Here is a 19,173-nt window from a genome sequence, read left to right on the forward strand (position 1 = left end):
CTGCGCTCGCAATGACGAGGGATAGGCCTAACCCCAGCCGGCGCTAATGCCGCCGTCCACCGTATATATCACGCCCGACGTGTAACCGGCGCGATCCGACGCCAGGAACGCCATGAGGTCGCCGATCTCGCGCGCATGCGCAGGCCTGCCGAGCGGCAGGCTCTTCTGGAATTCCTTGTAGCGGCTCTCGTCGCCGAACTGGTGCTTTGCCCGCGTCTTGAGCAGGGTGACGTGGCGATCGGTGCCGACGGGCCCGGGATTGATGCCGACGACGCGGATGTTGTCGGCGAGACTCTTGCCGCCGAGCGCGCGCGTGAACGCCATCAATGCCGCATTGCCGGCGCTGCCGCAGATGTAGTTGGCGTCGAACTTTTCGCCGGCCGCGCCGATGTCGTTGACGATGACGCCGCCCCCCTTCGCCTTCATCTGCGCATAGATATGTCGCGTCAGGTTGATATAACCGAACACCTTCAATTCCCAGGCGTGCCGCCAGGCCGCCTCGTCGATCTTGTCGATCGAGCCGCCGGGGATGTCGCCGGCATTGTTGACGAGCACGTCGATGTCGGCGGCTTCTTTCGCCAGCCGCGCCACGTCCTCTTCCTTGCGCAGATCGACGATGCTCGTTGCGGCGTCGATCTGGTGCGCGGCGCGCAAGCGGTCGGCCAGCGCCTTCAGTGCCTCGCCGCTGCGGGCGGCGAGCAGGAGATGCGCGCCTTCCTCGGCAAACGCCTCGGCGGCGGCCGCGCCGATGCCCTTGGACGCGCCGGTGATCAGAACGCGCTTGCCACGCAGATGCAGATCCATGAGGGGGACTCGTTGGTGGGAACAGGATCAAATCAGTAGGCGCTCGGCCGCGCCATGGTCAACATTGCAGTGCAGCGTTGCACTGCCGCCGCGTTTGGTCCATTGCAGTGCGGTCAAAACGCGGCGGCTGCCGGACCAACCAAGGACGTTCTCGATGAGCAAGAAACAATACCGGATCGCGGTCATTCCCGGCGACGGCATCGGCAAGGAGGTCATGCCGGAGGGCCTGCGCGTTCTGGAGGCGGCAGCGAAGAAGCACGGCGTCTCCGTGCATTTCGACCATTTCGACTTCTCGTCTTACGACTATTACGAGAAGCACGGCCAGATGATGCCTGATGACTGGAAGGAGAAGATCGGCAAGCACGATGCGATCTATTTCGGCGCGGTCGGCTGGCCGGCCAAGATTCCGGATCACGTCTCGCTGTGGGGCTCGCTGATCAAGTTCCGCCGCGAGTTCGACCAGTATGTGAACCTGCGCCCGGTGCGGCTGATGCCCGGCGTGCCGTCGCCGCTGGCGGGCCGCAAGCCCGGCGACATCGACTTCTGGGTGGTGCGCGAGAACACCGAAGGCGAATATTCCTCGGTCGGCGGCCGCATGTTCCCCGACACCGACCGCGAGTTCGTGACGCAGCAGACGGTGATGACCCGCACCGGCGTCGACCGTATCCTGAAATTCGCGTTCGAACTCGCGCAGTCGCGGCCGAAGAAGCACCTGACCTCGGCGACCAAGTCCAACGGCATCTCGATCACCATGCCCTATTGGGACGAGCGGGTGGAAGCGATGGCCAAGAAGTTTCCGGGCGTGAAGTGGGACAAGTACCACATCGACATTCTCACCGCGAATTTCGTGCTGCATCCGGATTGGTTCGACGTCGTGGTCGGCTCGAACCTGTTCGGCGACATTCTCTCCGACCTCGGCCCGGCCTGCACCGGCACCATCGGCATCGCACCGTCAGGCAACATCAATCCCGAGGGCGATTTCCCCTCGGTGTTCGAGCCGGTGCACGGCTCGGCGCCCGATATCGCAGGCCAGGGCATCGCCAACCCGATCGGCATGATCTGGTCGGGCGCCATGATGTTCGAGCATCTCGGAGAGAAGGCAGTCGGCAAGTCGATCGTCGACGCAATCGAGCGCACGCTCGCCGAACGCACGCTGCGGACGAAGGATCTCGGCGGCAACGCCGACACGACGGCGTGCGGCAAGGCGGTCGCGGATATGGTGGATTAAGGGGGCGACGTTAGCGAAAGCGAATTCCGCCGTCGCAACAAACTCTCCCGTCGTCCCTGCGAAAGCAGGGACCCATAACCCCAGGGAGAAGTTGCTGCCCGAGCTGGTAACCGCGAGTCTTCGCCAAACCACTCCCTGTGGTTATGGGGCCCGGATCGGCGCACAGCTCTCGGCAACGCTACGCGTTGTCGAGAGCTGTGCTTGTCCGGGACGACAGCAGCGTTTTGGGCGCCCGCTCTACACATACGACTTCCGCGCCGGGTCGAAGATCGGCGGATAGTCGTTGTCGTCGAGCAGATCGAGAAAGGGATCCAGTCCCTCGGACTTGATCAGCGCGAGCTCCCGATCGGAAATCAGGTTCACGGTCAAAATCTCGACCGGATCGCCCTCGACTTCCAGCGTTTCGGCGATCTGCTTGTCGGGGCCGATGATCGGCGTGAGAAACAGAAAGGTCTGGCAGTCCGTTCCTGCAACCGGCGGTCTCGGCAGAGCCACGCGATGACCGAAGCCGAACCAGGTCGTGTCGAGGAATGGCAGATTGGCGAGCCAGTGCAGATTGTCCCGGACATCCGGTGTCGGCTCGCGGACGTACCACATCAGCTCGGCACGGAGTTTTGCGTCCCCGCGCACCCCCGGCATCCGCTGCTGGCTCATGCCGTTGGTCAGCAGGACATAGCCTTCGTCGGAGCCCTCCTGGCACACCGGCACGAAATCGCGGCCAAAGGCGTGAAGGTCGATGCGGCGCTCGGCGCTGTCCGTGAAGCTGTGCTCGGGTTCGCCAAACTCGCTCTCGTAGATGGCGAGCCGGTGCCGGTAGAGGTCGGCCGCCTTTGACGGTTCGCTCGACCCAGACATGAGCTTTGCAAGACGGGAGAACATGTGGACCTCGGAGGCGGATGTGGACCGGGATATCTGCGTTGTCGCGAGACGACGCTGGCCGGTTCAAATCCGCTTCACGAGTGCGCTTTAGTCCAGACCTCAATGCGCGATAGCGCATTCGGCAAGGATGCGCCTCATTTCCGATCAGCTCACAATCTTCTCGATCGCCGCCTGATCCAACCCGAACTTCTTCCCGGCCTCCAGTATCTCCTGCCAGGTCGTCGGATCGACCGGAATGCCTTCGGCAAGGCGCTTCTTCTTGGTCTCGCGCTCGGGCTCGCCGGCGACTCTGACCTTGTCGACGCCGGGGGCAGGCGGCGAGCCGGTATGCCAGGCGACGAAGCTCTCGACTTCGCGCGCGAGGTTTTCGGCGGTGCCGAGCTTGGTCGGGTCGATGATGATCGAGAGCATGCCATTGAGGACATTGTACTTGCCGTCCGACGGGCCCTTGACCACCTGTCCGCCGGAGAGGGCGCCGCCGAGGATTTCACACACGAGCGCGAGCCCCGACCCCTTATGCTCGCCGAATGGCAGGATGGCACCGTACGGCGGGATTACGGTGTAGCGCGGATTGACCGTGGGCTTGCCTTCATTGTCGATGATGGTGCCGGGCTCCAGCTCGACGCCCTTGTTGTGGGCGACGCGGGTCTTGCCCTGCGCGATCCTGCTGGTGGCGAAGTCGAGCACGATCGGCTCCTTGCCGGCGCGCGGGATGCCGACGCAGAACGGGTTGGTGCCGTGGCGCGCATCGCTGCCGCCCCAGGGCGCCACGATCGGGCGCGAGATCACGTTGACGAAGTGGATCGAGACCAGCCCATGGCCGATGCACTGCTCGGCCCAGTGGCCGATGCGGCCGATGTGGTGCGAGTTGGAGAGGCCGACGAGGCACACGCCGTTGCGCTTGGCGCGCTCGGCCGCCAGCTCCATCGCTTCATGACCGATCACCTGGCCGTAGCCGGTGAGGCCGTCGAGGGTGAGGAGCGGACCGGTGTCGAGCACGGTCTTGACGTGCGCGTTCACGGCGAGGCCGCCGTTGACGACGCTCTGGACGTAGCGCGGGATCATGCCGACGCCGTGGGAGTCGTGTCCCTTCAGATTCGCCTCGACGAGATTGGTGGACACGAGCTCGGCTTCGCGGTCGGTAGACCCACCCGCCTTGACGATGGCGCGGATGGCGTTGGTGAGCGGCTCTGCCTTGATGGTGCGATAGTCGGCCATTGTTGTTGCTCTTATCCCTTCACGATTTGGCGGGGCGCGTAGGGTGGGTTAGCCGAAGGCGTAACCCACCACTTCTGTCTCCGCGGAAACCAAAGAGGTGGGTTACGCCAAGCAGATGCACTTCGCGCATCTGCGAGGCTAACCCACCCTACAAATTCACGATCCGGCGGCAATGGACCCACGCCGCTTCAATCAGGTTCTCGCTCGCCTCCGGCGTGCGGAAGGCGGAATGCGCCGACAGCGTCACGTTCGGCAATTTCGTCAGCGGATGATCGCCGGGCAGCGGCTCGATGTTGAAGACGTCGAGGCCGGCATGGCGGATATGGCCGGACTTCAGTGCGTCGATCATGGCGGCCTCGTCGACGATCGCGGCGCGGGCTGTGTTGATGAGGATGACGCCGCGTTTCATCGCAAAGATCTTCTCGCGCGTGATCATGCCGCGCGTCTCGTCGTTGAGCAGCAGGTGCAGCGACACGACGTCGCTTCTCGCCAGCACGCTGTCGAGGTCGGTGAATTCGACGCCGGGATAACTCTTCGGCGAGCGGTTCCAGGCGATCACCTTCATGCCGCTGCCGCTGGCAATGCGGGCAACTTCGGCGGCGATGCCGCCGAAGCCGATCAGGCCGAGGGTCTTGCCGGTGAGCTGCATGCCGTCCTCGCGCAGCCAGTTGCCGGCGCGCATCTCGCGGTCCATCATCGCGATGACGCGGGCCGACGCCCACATCAGCGCGATCGCGGATTCGGCGACTGCCGTGTCGCCATAGCCCTTGATCAGATGGACGGAGATGCCGAGCTGGCTGAGCTCCTCCGGGTTCATGTAGCTGCGCGCGCCGGTGCCGAGGAATACGACGTGCTTCAGGCCGGCGCACTTCTTTGCGACATCGGTCGGCAGCGCGGTGTGGTCGACGATGGCGATCTCGGCGCCATCGAGGATTTCCGGGTATTGCTCGGGCTTGATATCGGGGCTCCTGTTGATTCTCACCTTGGGATCATCAGGCTTCCCCAGCCGCTCCATGATCACGGCCAGCGATTCATTGGCGTCGACGAAAACTCCGCGCATGGGCTCTCCCCGGTCAGGATGCGACGCCGGCGATCGCCAGCACGGTATGCATGAGAACGTTGGTGCCCGCGGCGCAGTCGCCTTGCGTGGCGTCCTCCAGCTCGTTGTGGCTGATGCCGTCCTTGCAGGGCACGAACACCATAGCGGCTGGCATGACGGTGTTGAGGTTGCAGGCGTCGTGGCCGGCGCCGGAGGTGATGCGGCGGGAGGAATAGCCGAGCGTCTTCGCGGCGTTCTCGACCGCGGCGATCAGCTTCGGATCGAAATGCGTCGGCGGCTTGCGCCAGACCAGATCGATCTTGACCTCGACCTTGCGGCGCGCGGCGATCTCGGTGATTGCCGCACGAAGATCGCGATCGAGCGCGTCCATGATCGCGCCATCGGCACTGCGGCAGTCCATGGTGAAGGCGATCTCGCCCGGAATGACGTTGCGCGAGGGATTTGCGATCACGGCTTCGCCGATGGTGCCGACGGCGTTGGGCCCATGCTTCTTGGCAATGGCTTCCATCGCCAGCACGATCTCCGACAGTGTCGCCAGCGCATCGCGTCGCAACGGCATCGGGGTCGAACCCGCATGGCTCTCGAAGCCGGAAATCTTGCCGTCGTACCACAATACGCCCTGGCCGGAATCGACAACGCCGATGGTCTTGCCTTCGGCCTCCAAAATCGGGCCCTGCTCGATGTGCAATTCGACGAAGCAGCCGAGCTTCTGGAAGCCGACCGGCTTGTCGCCGCGATAACCGATGCTGTCGAGCGCCTGGCCGACGGTCATGCCTTCGGCATCCTTGCGCGACAAAATGTCGTCGGTGGTGAAGTCGCCGACATAGGCGGCGGACGCCATCATCGCAGGTGCGAAGCGCGAGCCTTCCTCGTTGGTCCAGTTGACGACGCAGATCGGCGCCTCGGTCTCGATGCCGGCGTCGTTCAGCGTGCGGATCACTTCCAGTGCGCCGAGCGTCCCCAGAATCCCGTCATATTTGCCACCGGTCGGCTGGGTGTCGAGATGCGAGCCGATGCCGACAGGCGGCTTCGACATGTCGCGGCCCTTGCGCAGGCCGAACTGTGATCCGAGCGCGTCGACATGGACCTCCAGTCCGGCATCCGCGCAGGCCTTGCGGAACCAGTCGCGCACCTGCTTGTCTTCGCTGCTCAGCGTCAGCCGCCGTACGCCGCCCTTGGCGGTCGCGCCGAATTGCGCGGTCTCGTGGATGGAGCCCCACAGGCGGGCGGAATCGATTTGTAGATTGGTGGCGGCTCGGCTCATGCGTCAGTCCATTTTAATCTGTCATTCCGGGGCGATGCGAAGCATCGAACCCGGAATCTCGAGATTCCGGGTCTGGTGCTTACGCACCATCCCGGAATGACGGGAAAGGTTGTCCGGCTCTTTTTCAATGACGCGCCTGCGCGGGCGCGTCAACCGCGAGGCTGCTCTGCGCAATCTGCCGTGCAAGCTCGGCGACGCGCTCCACGGCGACGACGTCGGGCGAGGCGAGCCAGCTCGCGGTGAAGGTCAGCGGCGCGATCGCGAGATCGGTGTCGAGCAGTTGCAGCCGGCCATCGGCAAGCTCGTTCTCGACAATGGCGTCGGGGATCACGGCGATACCCAGTCCCTCGACCGCCATATGGATGACCGTCGCCAGCGAGGCGGAGGCATGCAGGCGAATCGGCGGTAGTTCCGGCCGGTCGAACACCTCGCGCACGACCTCATAGGGCTTGGTCTTGCGCGGGAAGGTGATGATCGGAAACCGCGCGAGCTCCGCCGGCGTCACCGGCCCCTTGCCGAGCCCCAGCGAGGGGCTTGCGAGGAAGCCGATCGGATAATCGGCGAGCACGCGGTTGTGCACGCCGGAAGCGGACAACGGCCCGACGACGAAGGCGAGCTCGATCTCCTGCGCGAGCAGGCGCGCGGTGAGGTTCGGCGTGATGTCGACCTCAATCTCCAGCGACAGATTCGGATAGACCTCGTTCACGCTCTTCACGAGCCGCGGCAGCCAGGTGTGCACGATAGTCTCGGCGACCCCGAGCCGCATCACGCCGCGCATCGCCGACCGGTCGCCGATCTCCGCCATCATCGCAGCGCGCAGGCCGATCAGCTTCTCCGCATAGACCATCATCTGCCGGCCGCTCGGTGTCGGTGAGGCGATGCGATGATCGCGGTTCAGGAGCTTCACGCCCATCTCGCGCTCGAGCTGGGCGATGCGCTGGGAGATCGCCGGCTGGGTGGTGTTGAGCCGTTGTGCGGCGCCACGGAAGCTGCCGAGCTTCACAACCCATAGGAACGTCTCGATCGACCTGAAGTCCAGCATTGGAAGGATTTTCCCAATCGATAAATCAGATTTATCGAGATTGATTAGAAACGACGATTAGACTTTATAGCACGCTTGGTGTTGGCTTGTCTTTGTCGAGTTTATAGGCAGGTCGATCACATGACTGTTTTGGTGGCAGCGCAGCAAACTGAAACGCCCGACACCCTTCCGAGCCGCAAGGCCCGGCTCGCCTACCGCGAGGGGCTGGTCGCCTCCACCGCCGGAGTCGCCCCCGGATACGTTCAGGGCAATCTGGCGATCCTGCCGGCCGAATATGCCGGCGCCTTTCACCGCTTCTGCCAGCTCAATCCCAAGCCATGCCCGATCATCGGCATGTCCGACGTCGGCAGTCCTTTCATCCCCGCGCTCGGCGCCGATCTCGACATCCGCACCGACGTTCCGCGCTACCGCGTCTGGCGCGACGGCGAGGTCGTCGACGAGCCGACCGAGGTGACCAAGCATTGGCGCGACGATCTCGTCACCTTCGTGCTCGGTTGCTCCTTCTCGTTCGAAGAGGCTCTGCTCGACGAGGGCATGCCGATCCGCCACATCGAGCACAATGTGCGCGTGCCGATGTACCGCACCAACATCGCCTGCGGCGAAGCCGGCCCGTTCGCCGGTCCCATGGTGGTGTCGATGCGTCCGTTCAAGCCGGCCGATGCGATCCGCGCGGTGCAGATCACCTCGCGCTATCCCGCCGTGCACGGCGCGCCCGTGCATCTCGGCCATCCGCATCTGATCGGCATCAAGGACATTGCGAAGCCCGACTACGGCGATCCGGTGCCGGTCGCCGATGACGAGATCCCGGTGTTCTGGGCCTGCGGGGTGACGCCGCAATCGGTGATCAACGCCGCGAAACTCCCGTTCGCGATCACGCATTCGCCCGGCTTGATGCTGGTGACGGATCTGAAGAACAAAGACATGGCCGTGATTTAGTAGGCAGCGTCTGCTGCTTCTTCAGGCTTTACCGCATCCATCAATCGCTTCATTCGATCAGCCGAAATTCAGTAACAGGGGACTTTGCCATGACGATCACTCGCCGCGACGTGTTGTTGGGAGCCACCGCCACTGCCGCTCTCGTGCCGCTGGCAGCGCGCGCACAGACGTCGGAAGTCGTGATCGGCGTGATCTATCCGTTCTCCGGCGGCAGCGCGCAGCAGGGCGTCGACGCGCAGAAGGCCTATGAGACTGCGCTCGAAGTCATCAACAAGGACACCGATTTCGACCTGCCGCTGGCCAAGGGCGAAGGCCTGCCGGGTCTCGGCGGTGCGAAGATCCGCCTCGTGTTCGCCGACCACCAGGCCGATCCGCAGAAGGGCCGCGCCGAGGCCGAGCGCCTGATCACGCAGGAGAAGGTCTGCGCCATCATCGGCACTTATCAGAGCGCGGTGGCCGTCACCGTCAGCCAGATTTGCGAACGCTATCAGGTCCCGTTCGTTTCCGCCGACAACTCCTCGCCGAGCCTGCACCGCCGCGGCCTGAAATATTACTTCCGCGCCGCGCCCCATGACGAGATGTACTCGGCCGCGATGTTCGACTTCTTCGACGCCATGAAGAAGAAGGGCACCAAGATCGAGACGCTGTCGCTGTTCCACGAGGACACCATCTTCGGCACCGACTCCGGCAATGCCCAGACCAAGATCGCCGGTGAGCGCGGCTACAAGATCGTCACCGACATCAAGTATCGCGCCAACTCGCCCTCGCTCTCGGCCGAGGTGCAGCAGCTCAAGACCGCCAATGCCGACGTGCTGATGCCGTCGAGCTACACCACCGACGGCATCCTCTTGGTCAAGACCATGGCCGAGCTCGGCTACAAGCCGAATGCGATCGTGGCGCAGGACGCCGGCTTCTCCGAGAAGGCGCTCTATGATGCCGTCGGCGACAAGCTCGAAGGCGTGATCTCGCGCGGCACCTTCTCGCTCGACCTCGCGCAGAAGCGGCCGATGGTCGGCAAGATCAACGAGATGTTCAAGTCGCGCTCGGGCAAGGATTTCAACGATCTCACCTCGCGCCAGTTCATGGGCCTGATCATCCTCGCCGACGCTATCAGCCGCGCCAAGTCGACCGACGGCGAGAAGATCCGCGATGCGCTGGCCGCGACCGACATTCCGGGCGAGAAGACCATCATGCCCTGGAAGCGAGTCAAGTTCGACGAGATGGGCCAGAACAACGACGCCGATCCGGTGCTGCTGCAATATGTCGGCGGCAAGTTCGTCACCATCTTCCCGCCGCAAGCCGCGATCGCCGAGGCGATCTGGCCGATGAAGTGAAGCGGCGACGGAGACAGTAATTCCCGTCCTCGTCCTGAGGGCGGGCGTAGCCCGCGTCTCGAAGGAGAGGGCGGGCCCATCCTTCGAGACGCGCGCTGCGGCGCGCTCCTCAGGATGAGGGCGGTGTGTGGGGGACGATGCAGTGACAGCCCAAGCCATTATCCAAAGTCTTGCGAGCGGCCTTCTGATGGGCCTGCTCTACGGACTGATTGCGGTCGGCCTCGCGCTGATCTTCGGCCTGATGGACGTCACGAACTTTGCCCATGGCGAGTTCCTGATGATCGCGATGTACCTGTCCTTCTTCCTGTTCGCGTTCTTCGCCATCGACCCCTTGCTGTCGGCGCCACTGGTCGCCGCGGCACTGTTCGTGTTCGGCGCGGTGGTCTACTTGCTCATTGTACGCTTCGCCATGCGGGCCAAGGCCAATGCCGGCATGGTGCAGATCTTCACGACCTTCGGTCTCGCCATCGTCATGCGTGGCCTCGCGCAGTACTTCTTCACGCCGGACTATCGCAGCATTCCGCAGTCCTGGCTCGGCGGCAAAACCATCTCGGTCGCCGGCATCTTCCTGCCGGAGCCGCAACTGGTTGGCGCGCTGGTCTCGATTGCGGCCTTTGCCGGTCTCTACTTCTTCATCCATCGCACCGATTTCGGCCGCGCGCTGGAAGCCACCCGCGAAGATCCCGGCGCGGTGGCCCTCGTCGGCATCGACAAGAACCGCGTGTTCGCGTTCGGCTGGGGCCTGGGTGCCGCGCTGGTCGGTCTCGCCGGCGCGATCATGGCGGTGTTCTTCTACATCTATCCCGATGTCGGCGCGTCCTTCGCGCTGATCGCCTATGTCACGGTGGCGCTCGGCGGCTTCGGCAGCGTGTTCGGCGCCTTCGCCGGCGGCATCATCGTCGGCCTCGTCGAGGCAGTCACGGCCCTGGTGCTGCCACCGTCGCTGAAGTCGGTCGGCATCTACGCCGTCTATCTGCTGGTCGTCTTCATCCGGCCGCGCGGCCTGTTCGGGTCGATGTGATGGACAAGAATTTTGCCGCGCGGCGCCGCCGCGACCTCGTCATCGCCGCGGTGCTGGCCGGGCTTGCGGCGCTGGCGCCGCTGTTCATCAAGGACGTCTACGTCCAGAACATCCTGATTCTCACCTTGATGTATGCGGCGTTGTCGCAGAGCTGGAACATCCTGTCCGGCTATTGCGGGCAGATCTCGCTGGGCCACGCCCTCTATTTCGGCATCGGCGCCTACACCACCGAACTGCTGTTCACCAAGTTCGGCGTGCTGCCCTGGTTCGGCATGCTCGGCGGCGGCGTGATTGCGGCCGTCATCGCGATGGGGCTCGGCTATCCCTTCTTCCGCCTGCGCGGCCATTACTTCGTGATCGCGACCATCGTCATCGCCGAGATCGGGCTGCTGCTGTTCCAGAACTGGGAGTGGGCGGGTGCTGCGATGGGCATCACCATTCCGATCCGCGGCGACAGCTGGCTGAAATTCCAGTTCCTGCGCACCAAGCTGCCATACTTCTATTTCGCGCTGGCGCTCTGCTGCCTCGCCTGGTTCGTCACCTGGTGGCTTGAGGACTCCAAATGGGGCTTCTGGTGGCGCGCGGTGAAGGACAATCCGGAAGCGGCCGAGAGCCTCGGCGTCGTCGTCTTCAACTCCAAGATGGGCGCGGCGGCCGTTTCAGCCTTCCTTGTCGCCATCGGCGGCGCCTTCTATGCGCAGTTTCTCGCCTATATCGATCCTGAAAGCGTGATGGGGTTCCAGTTCTCGCTGCTGATGGCACTGCCGGCGGTGCTCGGCGGCATCGGCACCCTCTGGGGGCCGGTGCTAGGCGCGGCTATCCTGATCCCGATGACGGAGCTGACGCGCTCCTATATCGGCGGCTCCGGACGCGGCGTCGATCTCATCGTCTATGGTGCGCTGATCGTGGCGATCTCGCTGGCCTTGCCGCGAGGCCTGGTGAGCCTGTTCTCCCGTGCAAAACCGAAGGGAGCCACACGATGAGCGCGCTCCTCGAAACACGCGGCGTCTGGCAGCGCTTCGGCGGCCTCATCGCCAACAGCGACGTCTCGATCTCGGTTGGCCGCGGTGAGATCGTCGGCCTGATCGGCCCGAATGGCGCCGGCAAGTCGACGCTGTTCAATCTCATCGCCGGCGTCCTGCCGCCGACGCAAGGCTCGATCTGGTTCGACGGTGAGAATGTCACCCACATGCCGGCGGCCGAGCGCTGCCAGCGCGGGGTCGGGCGCACCTTCCAGGTCGTCAAGAGCTTCGAGACCATGACTGTTATCGACAACGTCATCGTCGGTGCGCTCGTGCGCAACACCGTGATGCGCGAGGCCCGTCGCAAGGCGCATGAGGTGCTGGAATTCACCGGCCTTGCCGCGCGCGCCGACGTGCTCGCCAGCGACCTCGTGCCGGCCGAGAAGCGCCGGCTCGAAGTCGCGCGTGCGCTGGCGACCGAACCGAAGCTGCTGCTGCTCGACGAGGTCCTCACCGGCCTCACGCCGACCGAGGCGCAGACCGGCGTCGCGCTGGTGCGCAAGGTGCGCGATGCCGGCATCACCGTGCTGATGGTCGAGCACGTCATGGAGATCGTGATGCCGCTGGTCGACCGTGCCATCGTGCTCGACCTCGGCAAGGTGCTGGTCGAGGGCAAGCCCGCCGACGTCGTCCGCGATCCCAAGGTGATCAGCGCATATCTGGGAGATCGTCATGCTCAGCGCGCGTGAAATCACGACGGCCTATCAGGGCCTCGTCGCGATCTCCGCGGTCTCGATCGAGGTCCAGAAGGGCGAGATCGTCTGCGTCGCCGGCGCCAACGGCGCGGGCAAGTCGACGCTGCTGAAATCCATCGCTGGCGCCGAGCGTCCGCGCTCGGGCACGGTGACGTTCGACGGCAAGCGCCTCGACGGCATGGCGCAGCATCACATCACCGCAACAGGCATCGCCTATGTGCCGGAGAACCGCCGCCTGTTCCCGCGCCTGTCGGTGCGCGACAATCTTCGCCTTGGCAGCTATCTCTACCGCGGCGAGGCGGATCGCGAGGGGCCGCTCGATCTCGTCTTCAACCTGTTTCCGCGGCTGTCCGAACGCCTGGAGCAGCGCGCCGAGACGCTAAGCGGCGGCGAGCAGCAGATGCTCGCCATCGGCCGCGCGCTGATGACGCGCCCGCGGCTGCTGATGCTGGACGAGCCGTCGCAGGGCATCATGCCGAAACTGGTCGACGAAATCTTCCAGGCGGTGAAGCGCATCCGCGATGCCGGCATGACCGTGCTGATCGTCGAGCAGCGCATGGCCGAGTGCCTCGAGATCGCCGACCGCGCCTACATCCTGCAGACCGGCCGCGTGCTGATGCAGGGCCCGTCCGCGGAGATCAAGGGCAATCCCGACGTGAGGAAGGCGTATCTGGGGCTGTAGACGCGAAGTGTGGGGCACGCGCGTCCAAGACGTTCGGTGTCATCGCCCGCGCAGGCGGGCGATCCAGTACTCCGAGACGCTGGAGGAATACTGAGAAGCCGCGGCGTACTGGATTCCCCGCTTTCGCGGGGAATGACGGCGGTGGGTGAGGCGGCGCTCGTCCGTCTATGACGGCACGGCTCTAGTGCTCGTGCCCATGTTCCGGCAGCGTCACCCCGAACACCTTCACCAGATCCGTCACCTGCTCCGGTGACAAATATCGCGGGTTCATCCCGCGCAGCAGCAGATACAGCTTCGCCGTCTCCTCCAGCTCCTCCGTCGCGAACACGGCCGCTTCCAGCGTGTCGCCGGCGACGACGGGCCCGTGATTGGCAAGCAGCACGGATGAATACTTCCCCGCCAGTCCCTTGATCGCGTCCGCGACGGCGGGATCGCCGGGGCGGTAATAGGGCACGAGCGCGGTGGCGCCGCATTTCATCAGATAGTAGGCCGTCATGGGCGGCAGCGCGGCGCGCGGGTCGATCTCGGGGAGCATCGAGAGCGCGACCGAATGGGTGGAGTGTAGATGCACGATCGCCCGCGCACTCCCACGCGTGTCGTAGAGCGCCGTGTGCAGCGGAACTTCCTTGGTCGGCGCCTCGCCAGAGACCAGCCGGCCCCGGCTATCCAGCCGCGACAGCGTCGCGGGATCGAGGAAGCCGAGCGAGGCGTTGGTCGGCGTCACCAGCCAGCCGCCATCGTCCATCTTGACGCTGATATTGCCGGAGGAGCCCGGCGTCAGCCCGCGCTCGAACAGGGACCGTCCGAAGCGGCAGATATCCTCGCGCAGCCGTGTTTCATTGCTCATGGCCGTCATGCCTGCTTGTCTCACGCTTTGGCAGCGCGGCCAAGCCGTGTTATTCGGTTGCCAAGCCGCGGCAAAGGGCGGCTATTCGGGAAACGTTCGCAAGGATCAGTTGCATATGTCCGCCTCCACGTCACAAAGTCAGCGTATCGCCGTCGTCGGGCTCGGCTCGATGGGATTCGGCATGGCGACCTCGCTGCAGCGCGCCGGCCATGCCGTCACCGGCTGCGACGTTTCGGCGGATGCCGTCGCGCGCTTCGTGAAGGATGGCGGCGCGGGGGCCAAGACCCCGGCCGAAGCGGCCAAGGAGGCCGATATCGTCGTCAGCGTCGTCGTCAATGCGGCGCAGACTGAAACCATCCTGTTCGGCAAGGATGGTGCCGCCGAGACCATGCCGAAGGACAGCGTCTTCATATCCTCGGCGACCATGGATCCCGACGTGGCGCGGCGCCTGGCCAAGCAGCTTGAGGCGACCGGCCGGCACTATCTGGACGCGCCGATCTCCGGCGGGGCGCAGCGCGCCGCGCAGGGCGAGTTGACGATCCTCGCCTCCGGCAGCCCGGCTGCCTTTGCAAAGGCACGGCCCGCGCTCGATGCCATGGCGGCGAAGCTTTACGAACTGGGTGACGCCGCTGGGCAGGGCGCCGCCTTCAAGATGATCAACCAGCTGCTCGCGGGCGTGCACATCGCCGCCGCCAGCGAAGCGATGGCGTTCGCGGCCAAGCAGGGCCTCGACATCCGCAAGGTCTATGAGGTGATCACCGCATCCGCCGGCAATTCCTGGATGTTCGAGAACCGCATGCCGCACGTGCTCGACGGCGATTACACGCCGCGCAGCGCGGTGGAGATCTTCGTCAAGGACCTCGGCATCATCCAGGACATGGCGCGCAGCGCCAGATTCCCGGTGCCGGTCTCCGCCGCCGCGCTCCAGATGTTCCTGATGACGTCGGCCGCCGGCATGGGCCGCGATGACGACGCGTCGGTCGCGCGCATGTATGCGCAGGTCACCGGCGTCAAGCTTCCCGGCGACAAGTAAGCAAGAGGAACTCTGATGCCCCGTTTCGCCGCCAATCTCTCGATGATGTTCACCGAGGTGCCGTTCCTCGACCGGTTCGATGCCGCCGCGCAAGCGGGCTTCACCGCCGTCGAGTTTCTCTTTCCCTACGAGCATCCGGCCGAGGTGGTCGGCGAGCGACTCAAGCGCAACGGCCTGACCCAGGCGCTGTTCAACCTGCCGCCGGGCGATTGGAATGCCGGCGAGAAGGGCTTTGCGGCGCTCCCCTCGCGGTTCTCCGATCTCAAGGCGAGCCTGGAGACGGCGCTGCCCTATGCCAAGGCGACCGGCGTCAAGCGCCTGCACCTGATGGCGGGCATCGCCAACCGCGGCGAGCGCGTCGCGATCGAGGCGTTCTACAAATCGGTGGCCTGGGCCGCGGAGTTCTTTGCACCCCACGGCATCGACGTCGTGATCGAGCCGATCAATGCGCGCAACGTGCCCGGCTACTTCCTCAACGATTTCGGCTTCGCGCGGGATCTGATCCAGGAGCTGAGGCTTGCGAACCTGAAACTCCAGTTCGACATTTATCACTGCCAGATCATTCATGGCGACGTCACCATGCGGCTGCGCGAGATGATGCCGATCATCGGCCACATCCAGATCGCCAGCATTCCCTCGCGCAACGAGCCCGACGGCGAGGAGCTGAATTATCCGTTCCTGTTCGAAGAGCTCGACCGGCTCGGCTATGCCGGATTCGTCGGCTGCGAATACAATCCGCGCGGCAAGACCACCGACGGCCTTGCCTGGTTCAAGCCTTATGCTGGAGTGAAGTCGTGACACTTGCGTTGGGCTGCATCGCCGACGACTATACCGGCGCCTCCGACCTCGCCAACACGCTGACGCGCGCCGGCCTGCGCACCGTGCAGACCATCGGCGTGCCCGCGGACGATCTCGCGCTGCCCGAGGTCGATGCCGTCGTGGTGTCCCTGAAGAGTCGCTCGATCGAGGCCGGCCTCGCCGTGTCGCGCTCGCGCGCGGCGGAGGCATGGCTGCGCGGCCGCGGCGCAGGCCACGTGCTGTTCAAGATCTGCTCGACCTTCGATTCCACCGACGCCGGCAATATCGGTCCCGTCATGGACGCGCTGCGCGCCGACTGCGGCGAAGCTGCCGTTCTGGTGACGCCGGCGTTCCCGGAGACCGGCCGTACCGTCTACCAGGGCAACCTCTTCGTCGGCGCCGTGCCGTTGAACGAGAGCCCGTTGAAGGACCATCCGCTCAACCCGATGCATGATTCCAACCTGGTGCGCGTGCTGGTGCGTCAGAGCAGGACGCAGATCGGCCTCGTCGATCTCGCCACCGTCACGCGCGGCGCCGATGCGGTCCGGGCGCGATTGGCCGAGCTCGCGGGCAAGGGCATCGGTGCCGCGATCATCGACGCGGTATTCGACCGCGACCTCGAGACCATCGGTCTCGTTGCCGCCGAACACCGGCTGTCGGTCGGCGCCTCCGGCATCGGCCTTGGGCTTGCTCGCGCGTTGGTGTCGACGGGCAAGGTCCAGTCGGCGTCGCCGAGCAGCGAGACCGGCGCTCCGGTCGGTGGGCTGGCGGCCTGCCTTGCCGGAAGCTGCTCGCAGGCGACGCTTCAGCAGATCGCCAACGCTGAACGCATCATGCCGGTGCTCCATCTCGATCCAGCCCGTATCATTACGGGGTCGGGCGAAGCGCAGCGCGCGCTGGACTGGGCAAGACCGCGACTGGCCGAGGGTCCGGTGCTGATCGCATCGAGCTCGACACCCGATCAGGTCGCCGCGCTGCAAGCACGCCACGGTCGCGACGCCGCCGGCCACGCGATCGAGCAGGCCATGGCCGATATTGCAGAAACCCTCGTAAAATCAGGCGTGCGGCGTTTGGTCGTCGCCGGTGGCGAGACATCCGGCGCCGTGGTCGATCGGTTGAGGATTCCCGGGTTTCTCGTGGGAGTGGAAATCGCGGCAGGCGTTCCGGTGCTGCGCGCGGTCGGCGCCGAAAGCGACATGCTGCTCGCGCTGAAGTCCGGAAACTTCGGCGGCGCAGAGTTTTTCTCCGATGCGCTTAGGCTCATGCGCTGAGCGCAGAGCATTCTTAGCCCCTCATTCATTTCTTTCGGGCTCCGTACTCGCACGGAGTCGTAGTTAACATCCGCGCAGGTGCTCTGGTGTTGGATGTCGGCGCTGCTCCTTTTGTTTGATTCGTAACTCCCGGACGCGCGCTCGCGCCTGCACGAAGAGACCTCAATCATGTTCGCTAAGATCTCCATCCGCGCCAAGATCATCAGTGTCGTGGCGTTCCTGCTGGTTGCGATGGCCGGCATGGGCCTGCTTGCCGTCATGAAGATGCGATCGATCAACGCCAACACAGTGGACATCACCACGAACTGGATGCCCAGCGTCCGGGTGATCGGGGATTTGCGCGCCAGCGTCATCACCTATCGCAACGTCGTGCGCCAGCACATGCTGGCCGAAGCTCTGGAAGACAAGCTCGCGACCGAGAAGACCGCCGCCACCGTGACCGAGGCGCTCGCCAAAGTGCGCGCCAGGTACGAGCCGATGATCACCTCCCCGGAAGAGCGGGCGCTTTACAGCCAGTGGTCCAAGCTCTGGGATGAGTACAAAAAGGGGACCGAGGAGGTCATGGCGTTGTCGCGCAAGGAGGCCGGCAAGATCCCGCGCGAGGCGCAGGAGCTCAACTCCAAGACGGTCAACAAGATCGGGCTTCAGGCGGATGAGGTCCTGAACAAGGACATCGCGCTCAACACCAAGGGCGGCGAACAGGCCGCCCAGGATGCCGCCGATAGCTACGCCTATGCCTTCATGCTGGTTTCGGTCATTCTCGGCGTCGCCGTCGTGACCGGCATCGGACTCAGCTTCTATCTCGTCCGTGATGTCTCGAGCGGCATCAACTCGATCATCGAGCCGATGCAGGCCCTCGGCAAGGGCGACCTCTCCGCCGAAGTCCCGCATCGTGGCGAGAAGACCGAGATCGGCGCCATGGCCGACGTGCTCCAGATCTTCAAGGAGGCGCTGATCGCCAAGAAGGCCGCCGACGAAGCCGCCGCGGCCGACGCCGAAGCCAAGATCGAGCGCGGCCGCCGGGTCGACAACATCACCCGCGAATTCGAGACGATGATCGGGGAGATCGTCCAGACCGTGTCGTCGGCCTCGACCCAGCTCGAAGCCTCCGCCTCGACCCTGACCGCGACCGCCGACCGCTCGCAGCGACTGGCGACCACGGTGGCGGGCGCCTCGGAGGAAGCCTCGACCAACGTGCAATCGGTGGCCTCGGCGACCGAGGAGATGGCCTCGTCGGTCGGCGAGATCAGCCGTCAGGTGCAGGAATCGGCGCGGATGGCGGGCGATGCCGTCGGCCAGGCGCGTGCCACCACCGAGCGCGTCAGCGAACTTTCCAAGGCCGCCTCGCGCATCGGCGATGTCGTCGAGCTGATCAACACCATCGCCGGCCAGACCAATCTCCTGGCGCTGAATGCCACCATCGAGGCGGCACGCGCGGGCGAAGCCGGTCGCGGCTTCGCCGTCGTCGCCTCCGAGGTGAAGGCCCTCGCCGAGCAGACCGCGAAGGCAACCGGCGAGATCGGCCAGCAGATTTCCGGCATCCAGGCGGCGACCAACGATTCGGTCGGCGCGATCAAGGAGATCTCCTCGACCATCGAGCGTCTGTCGGAAATCTCGTCGGCCATCGCGGCGGCCGTGGAGGAGCAGGGCGCGGCGACGCAGGAGATCGCACGCAACGTGCAGCAGGCCGCGCAAGGAACCCAGCAGGTCTCGTCCAACATCACCGACGTGCAGCGCGGCGCGACCGAGACCGGCACGGCATCCTCGCAGGTGCTGTCGGCAGCGCAGATGCTGTCCAACGACTCGAACCGGCTGAAGACCGAGGTCAGCAAGTTCCTGACCAACGTGCGCGCTGCGTAAAGTCTCGAACATCCGTTGCGGCAAGATAGAGCGGCGTTGCACAGCGCCGCTCTTTTTCTTTTCAGCGCCGGTAGCCCGATGTCGCTTGCAGGTAGCATCATGGGGGCGCCCCGTAGACCTACGGGGAGCGCGTTTCATTGATAGTTAAATTCGCTTTATGAGAATCGCGCAAGACGACT

Annotated in this window: 18 protein-coding genes; 11 read left to right on the forward strand and 7 right to left on the reverse strand. The window is 64.8% G+C overall.

Translation table 11 applies throughout. From position 1 onward, the window contains the following. Positions 1-27: 27 nt before the first annotated feature. Positions 28-804: an SDR family oxidoreductase gene (locus CVM73_RS00655; protein ID WP_100230093.1), complete on the reverse strand. Its 777-nt coding sequence runs from the start codon at positions 802-804 to the stop codon at positions 28-30. A gap of 154 nt (positions 805-958) precedes the next feature. Between CVM73_RS00655 and CVM73_RS00660 the strand changes: the two genes are divergently transcribed. Beyond that, a complete protein-coding gene (locus CVM73_RS00660) occupies positions 959-2,032 on the forward strand; it encodes a tartrate dehydrogenase (protein ID WP_100230094.1) in 1,074 nt (357 codons plus the stop codon). A 237-nt stretch (positions 2,033-2,269) separates the two neighbouring features. Here CVM73_RS00660 and CVM73_RS00665 read toward each other — a convergent pair whose 3' ends face one another. From CVM73_RS00665 to CVM73_RS00685, 5 genes are all read right to left on the reverse strand, one after another. Beyond that, a complete protein-coding gene (locus CVM73_RS00665) occupies positions 2,270-2,911 on the reverse strand; it encodes a suppressor of fused domain protein (protein WP_100230095.1) in 642 nt (213 codons plus the stop codon). A 144-nt stretch (positions 2,912-3,055) separates the two neighbouring features. Further along, positions 3,056-4,129 carry a malate/lactate/ureidoglycolate dehydrogenase gene (locus CVM73_RS00670; RefSeq protein ID WP_100230096.1) on the reverse strand — a complete coding sequence of 358 codons (1,074 nt, stop codon included), beginning with the start codon at positions 4,127-4,129 and terminating at the stop codon, positions 3,056-3,058. Between the two features lie 148 nt (positions 4,130-4,277). Further along, positions 4,278-5,189: an NAD(P)-dependent oxidoreductase gene (locus CVM73_RS00675; protein WP_100230097.1), complete on the reverse strand. Its 912-nt coding sequence runs from the start codon at positions 5,187-5,189 to the stop codon at positions 4,278-4,280. 13 nt (positions 5,190-5,202) lie between these two features. Further along, positions 5,203-6,453, reverse strand: a complete 1,251-nt coding sequence (locus CVM73_RS00680; protein ID WP_100230098.1) for a Zn-dependent hydrolase — start codon at positions 6,451-6,453, stop codon at positions 5,203-5,205. 124 nt (positions 6,454-6,577) lie between these two features. Beyond that, entirely contained in the window at positions 6,578-7,495 is a 918-nt protein-coding gene (locus CVM73_RS00685; protein ID WP_100230099.1) for a LysR family transcriptional regulator, read from the reverse strand. 120 nt (positions 7,496-7,615) lie between these two features. On the opposite strand from CVM73_RS00685, the gene CVM73_RS00690 reads away from it, so the two are divergent. The 6 genes from CVM73_RS00690 (at position 7,616) to CVM73_RS00715 (ending at position 13,185) form a co-directional block, all read left to right on the forward strand. After that, positions 7,616-8,431, forward strand: coding sequence for a putative hydro-lyase (locus CVM73_RS00690; RefSeq protein WP_100230100.1), 816 nt, complete (start codon positions 7,616-7,618; stop codon positions 8,429-8,431). 89 nt (positions 8,432-8,520) lie between these two features. Continuing rightward, positions 8,521-9,765 (forward strand): ABC transporter substrate-binding protein, encoded by a 1,245-nt coding sequence (locus CVM73_RS00695; RefSeq protein ID WP_100230101.1) that lies wholly within the window; start codon positions 8,521-8,523, stop codon positions 9,763-9,765. A gap of 187 nt (positions 9,766-9,952) precedes the next feature. Continuing rightward, positions 9,953-10,786 (forward strand): branched-chain amino acid ABC transporter permease, encoded by an 834-nt coding sequence (locus tag CVM73_RS00700; protein WP_245452191.1) that lies wholly within the window; start codon positions 9,953-9,955, stop codon positions 10,784-10,786. Continuing rightward, positions 10,786-11,769 carry a branched-chain amino acid ABC transporter permease gene (locus CVM73_RS00705; protein WP_100230103.1) on the forward strand — a complete coding sequence of 328 codons (984 nt, stop codon included), beginning with the start codon at positions 10,786-10,788 and terminating at the stop codon, positions 11,767-11,769. Before CVM73_RS00700 ends, CVM73_RS00705 begins: the two co-directional genes overlap by 1 nt. Beyond that, the gene (locus tag CVM73_RS00710) at positions 11,766-12,497 is read left to right on the forward strand and encodes an ABC transporter ATP-binding protein (RefSeq protein WP_100230104.1); all 732 of its coding nucleotides are present in this window, start codon (positions 11,766-11,768) and stop codon (positions 12,495-12,497) included. Before CVM73_RS00705 ends, CVM73_RS00710 begins: the two co-directional genes overlap by 4 nt. Beyond that, the gene (locus CVM73_RS00715; RefSeq protein WP_100230105.1) at positions 12,481-13,185 is read left to right on the forward strand and encodes an ABC transporter ATP-binding protein; all 705 of its coding nucleotides are present in this window, start codon (positions 12,481-12,483) and stop codon (positions 13,183-13,185) included. Before CVM73_RS00710 ends, CVM73_RS00715 begins: the two co-directional genes overlap by 17 nt. 181 nt (positions 13,186-13,366) lie before the next feature. Here the strand turns inward: CVM73_RS00715 and otnC are convergent, their stop codons facing one another. After that, positions 13,367-14,041, reverse strand: a complete 675-nt coding sequence (gene otnC / locus CVM73_RS00720) for a 3-oxo-tetronate 4-phosphate decarboxylase (protein ID WP_167406538.1) — start codon at positions 14,039-14,041, stop codon at positions 13,367-13,369. 100 nt (positions 14,042-14,141) lie between these two features. Between otnC and ltnD the strand changes: the two genes are divergently transcribed. The 4 genes from ltnD (at position 14,142) to CVM73_RS00740 (ending at position 18,994) form a co-directional block, all read left to right on the forward strand. After that, on the forward strand, positions 14,142-15,065 hold the full coding sequence (ltnD, locus tag CVM73_RS00725) for an L-threonate dehydrogenase (protein WP_430641282.1): 924 nt from the start codon (positions 14,142-14,144) through the stop codon (positions 15,063-15,065). A 15-nt stretch (positions 15,066-15,080) separates the two neighbouring features. Continuing rightward, the gene (gene otnI / locus CVM73_RS00730; RefSeq protein WP_100230108.1) at positions 15,081-15,863 is read left to right on the forward strand and encodes a 2-oxo-tetronate isomerase; all 783 of its coding nucleotides are present in this window, start codon (positions 15,081-15,083) and stop codon (positions 15,861-15,863) included. Continuing rightward, on the forward strand, positions 15,860-17,134 hold the full coding sequence (otnK, locus tag CVM73_RS00735; protein WP_100230109.1) for a 3-oxo-tetronate kinase: 1,275 nt from the start codon (positions 15,860-15,862) through the stop codon (positions 17,132-17,134). The genes otnI and otnK overlap by 4 nt, the downstream gene beginning before the upstream one ends. A 168-nt stretch (positions 17,135-17,302) precedes the next feature. Next, the gene (locus CVM73_RS00740; protein ID WP_100230110.1) at positions 17,303-18,994 is read left to right on the forward strand and encodes a methyl-accepting chemotaxis protein; all 1,692 of its coding nucleotides are present in this window, start codon (positions 17,303-17,305) and stop codon (positions 18,992-18,994) included. Positions 18,995-19,173 lie beyond the last annotated feature (179 nt).

It is taken from the genome of Bradyrhizobium forestalis (assembly GCF_002795245.1).
GTDB classification, from domain to species: Bacteria; Pseudomonadota; Alphaproteobacteria; order Rhizobiales; family Xanthobacteraceae; genus Bradyrhizobium; species Bradyrhizobium forestalis.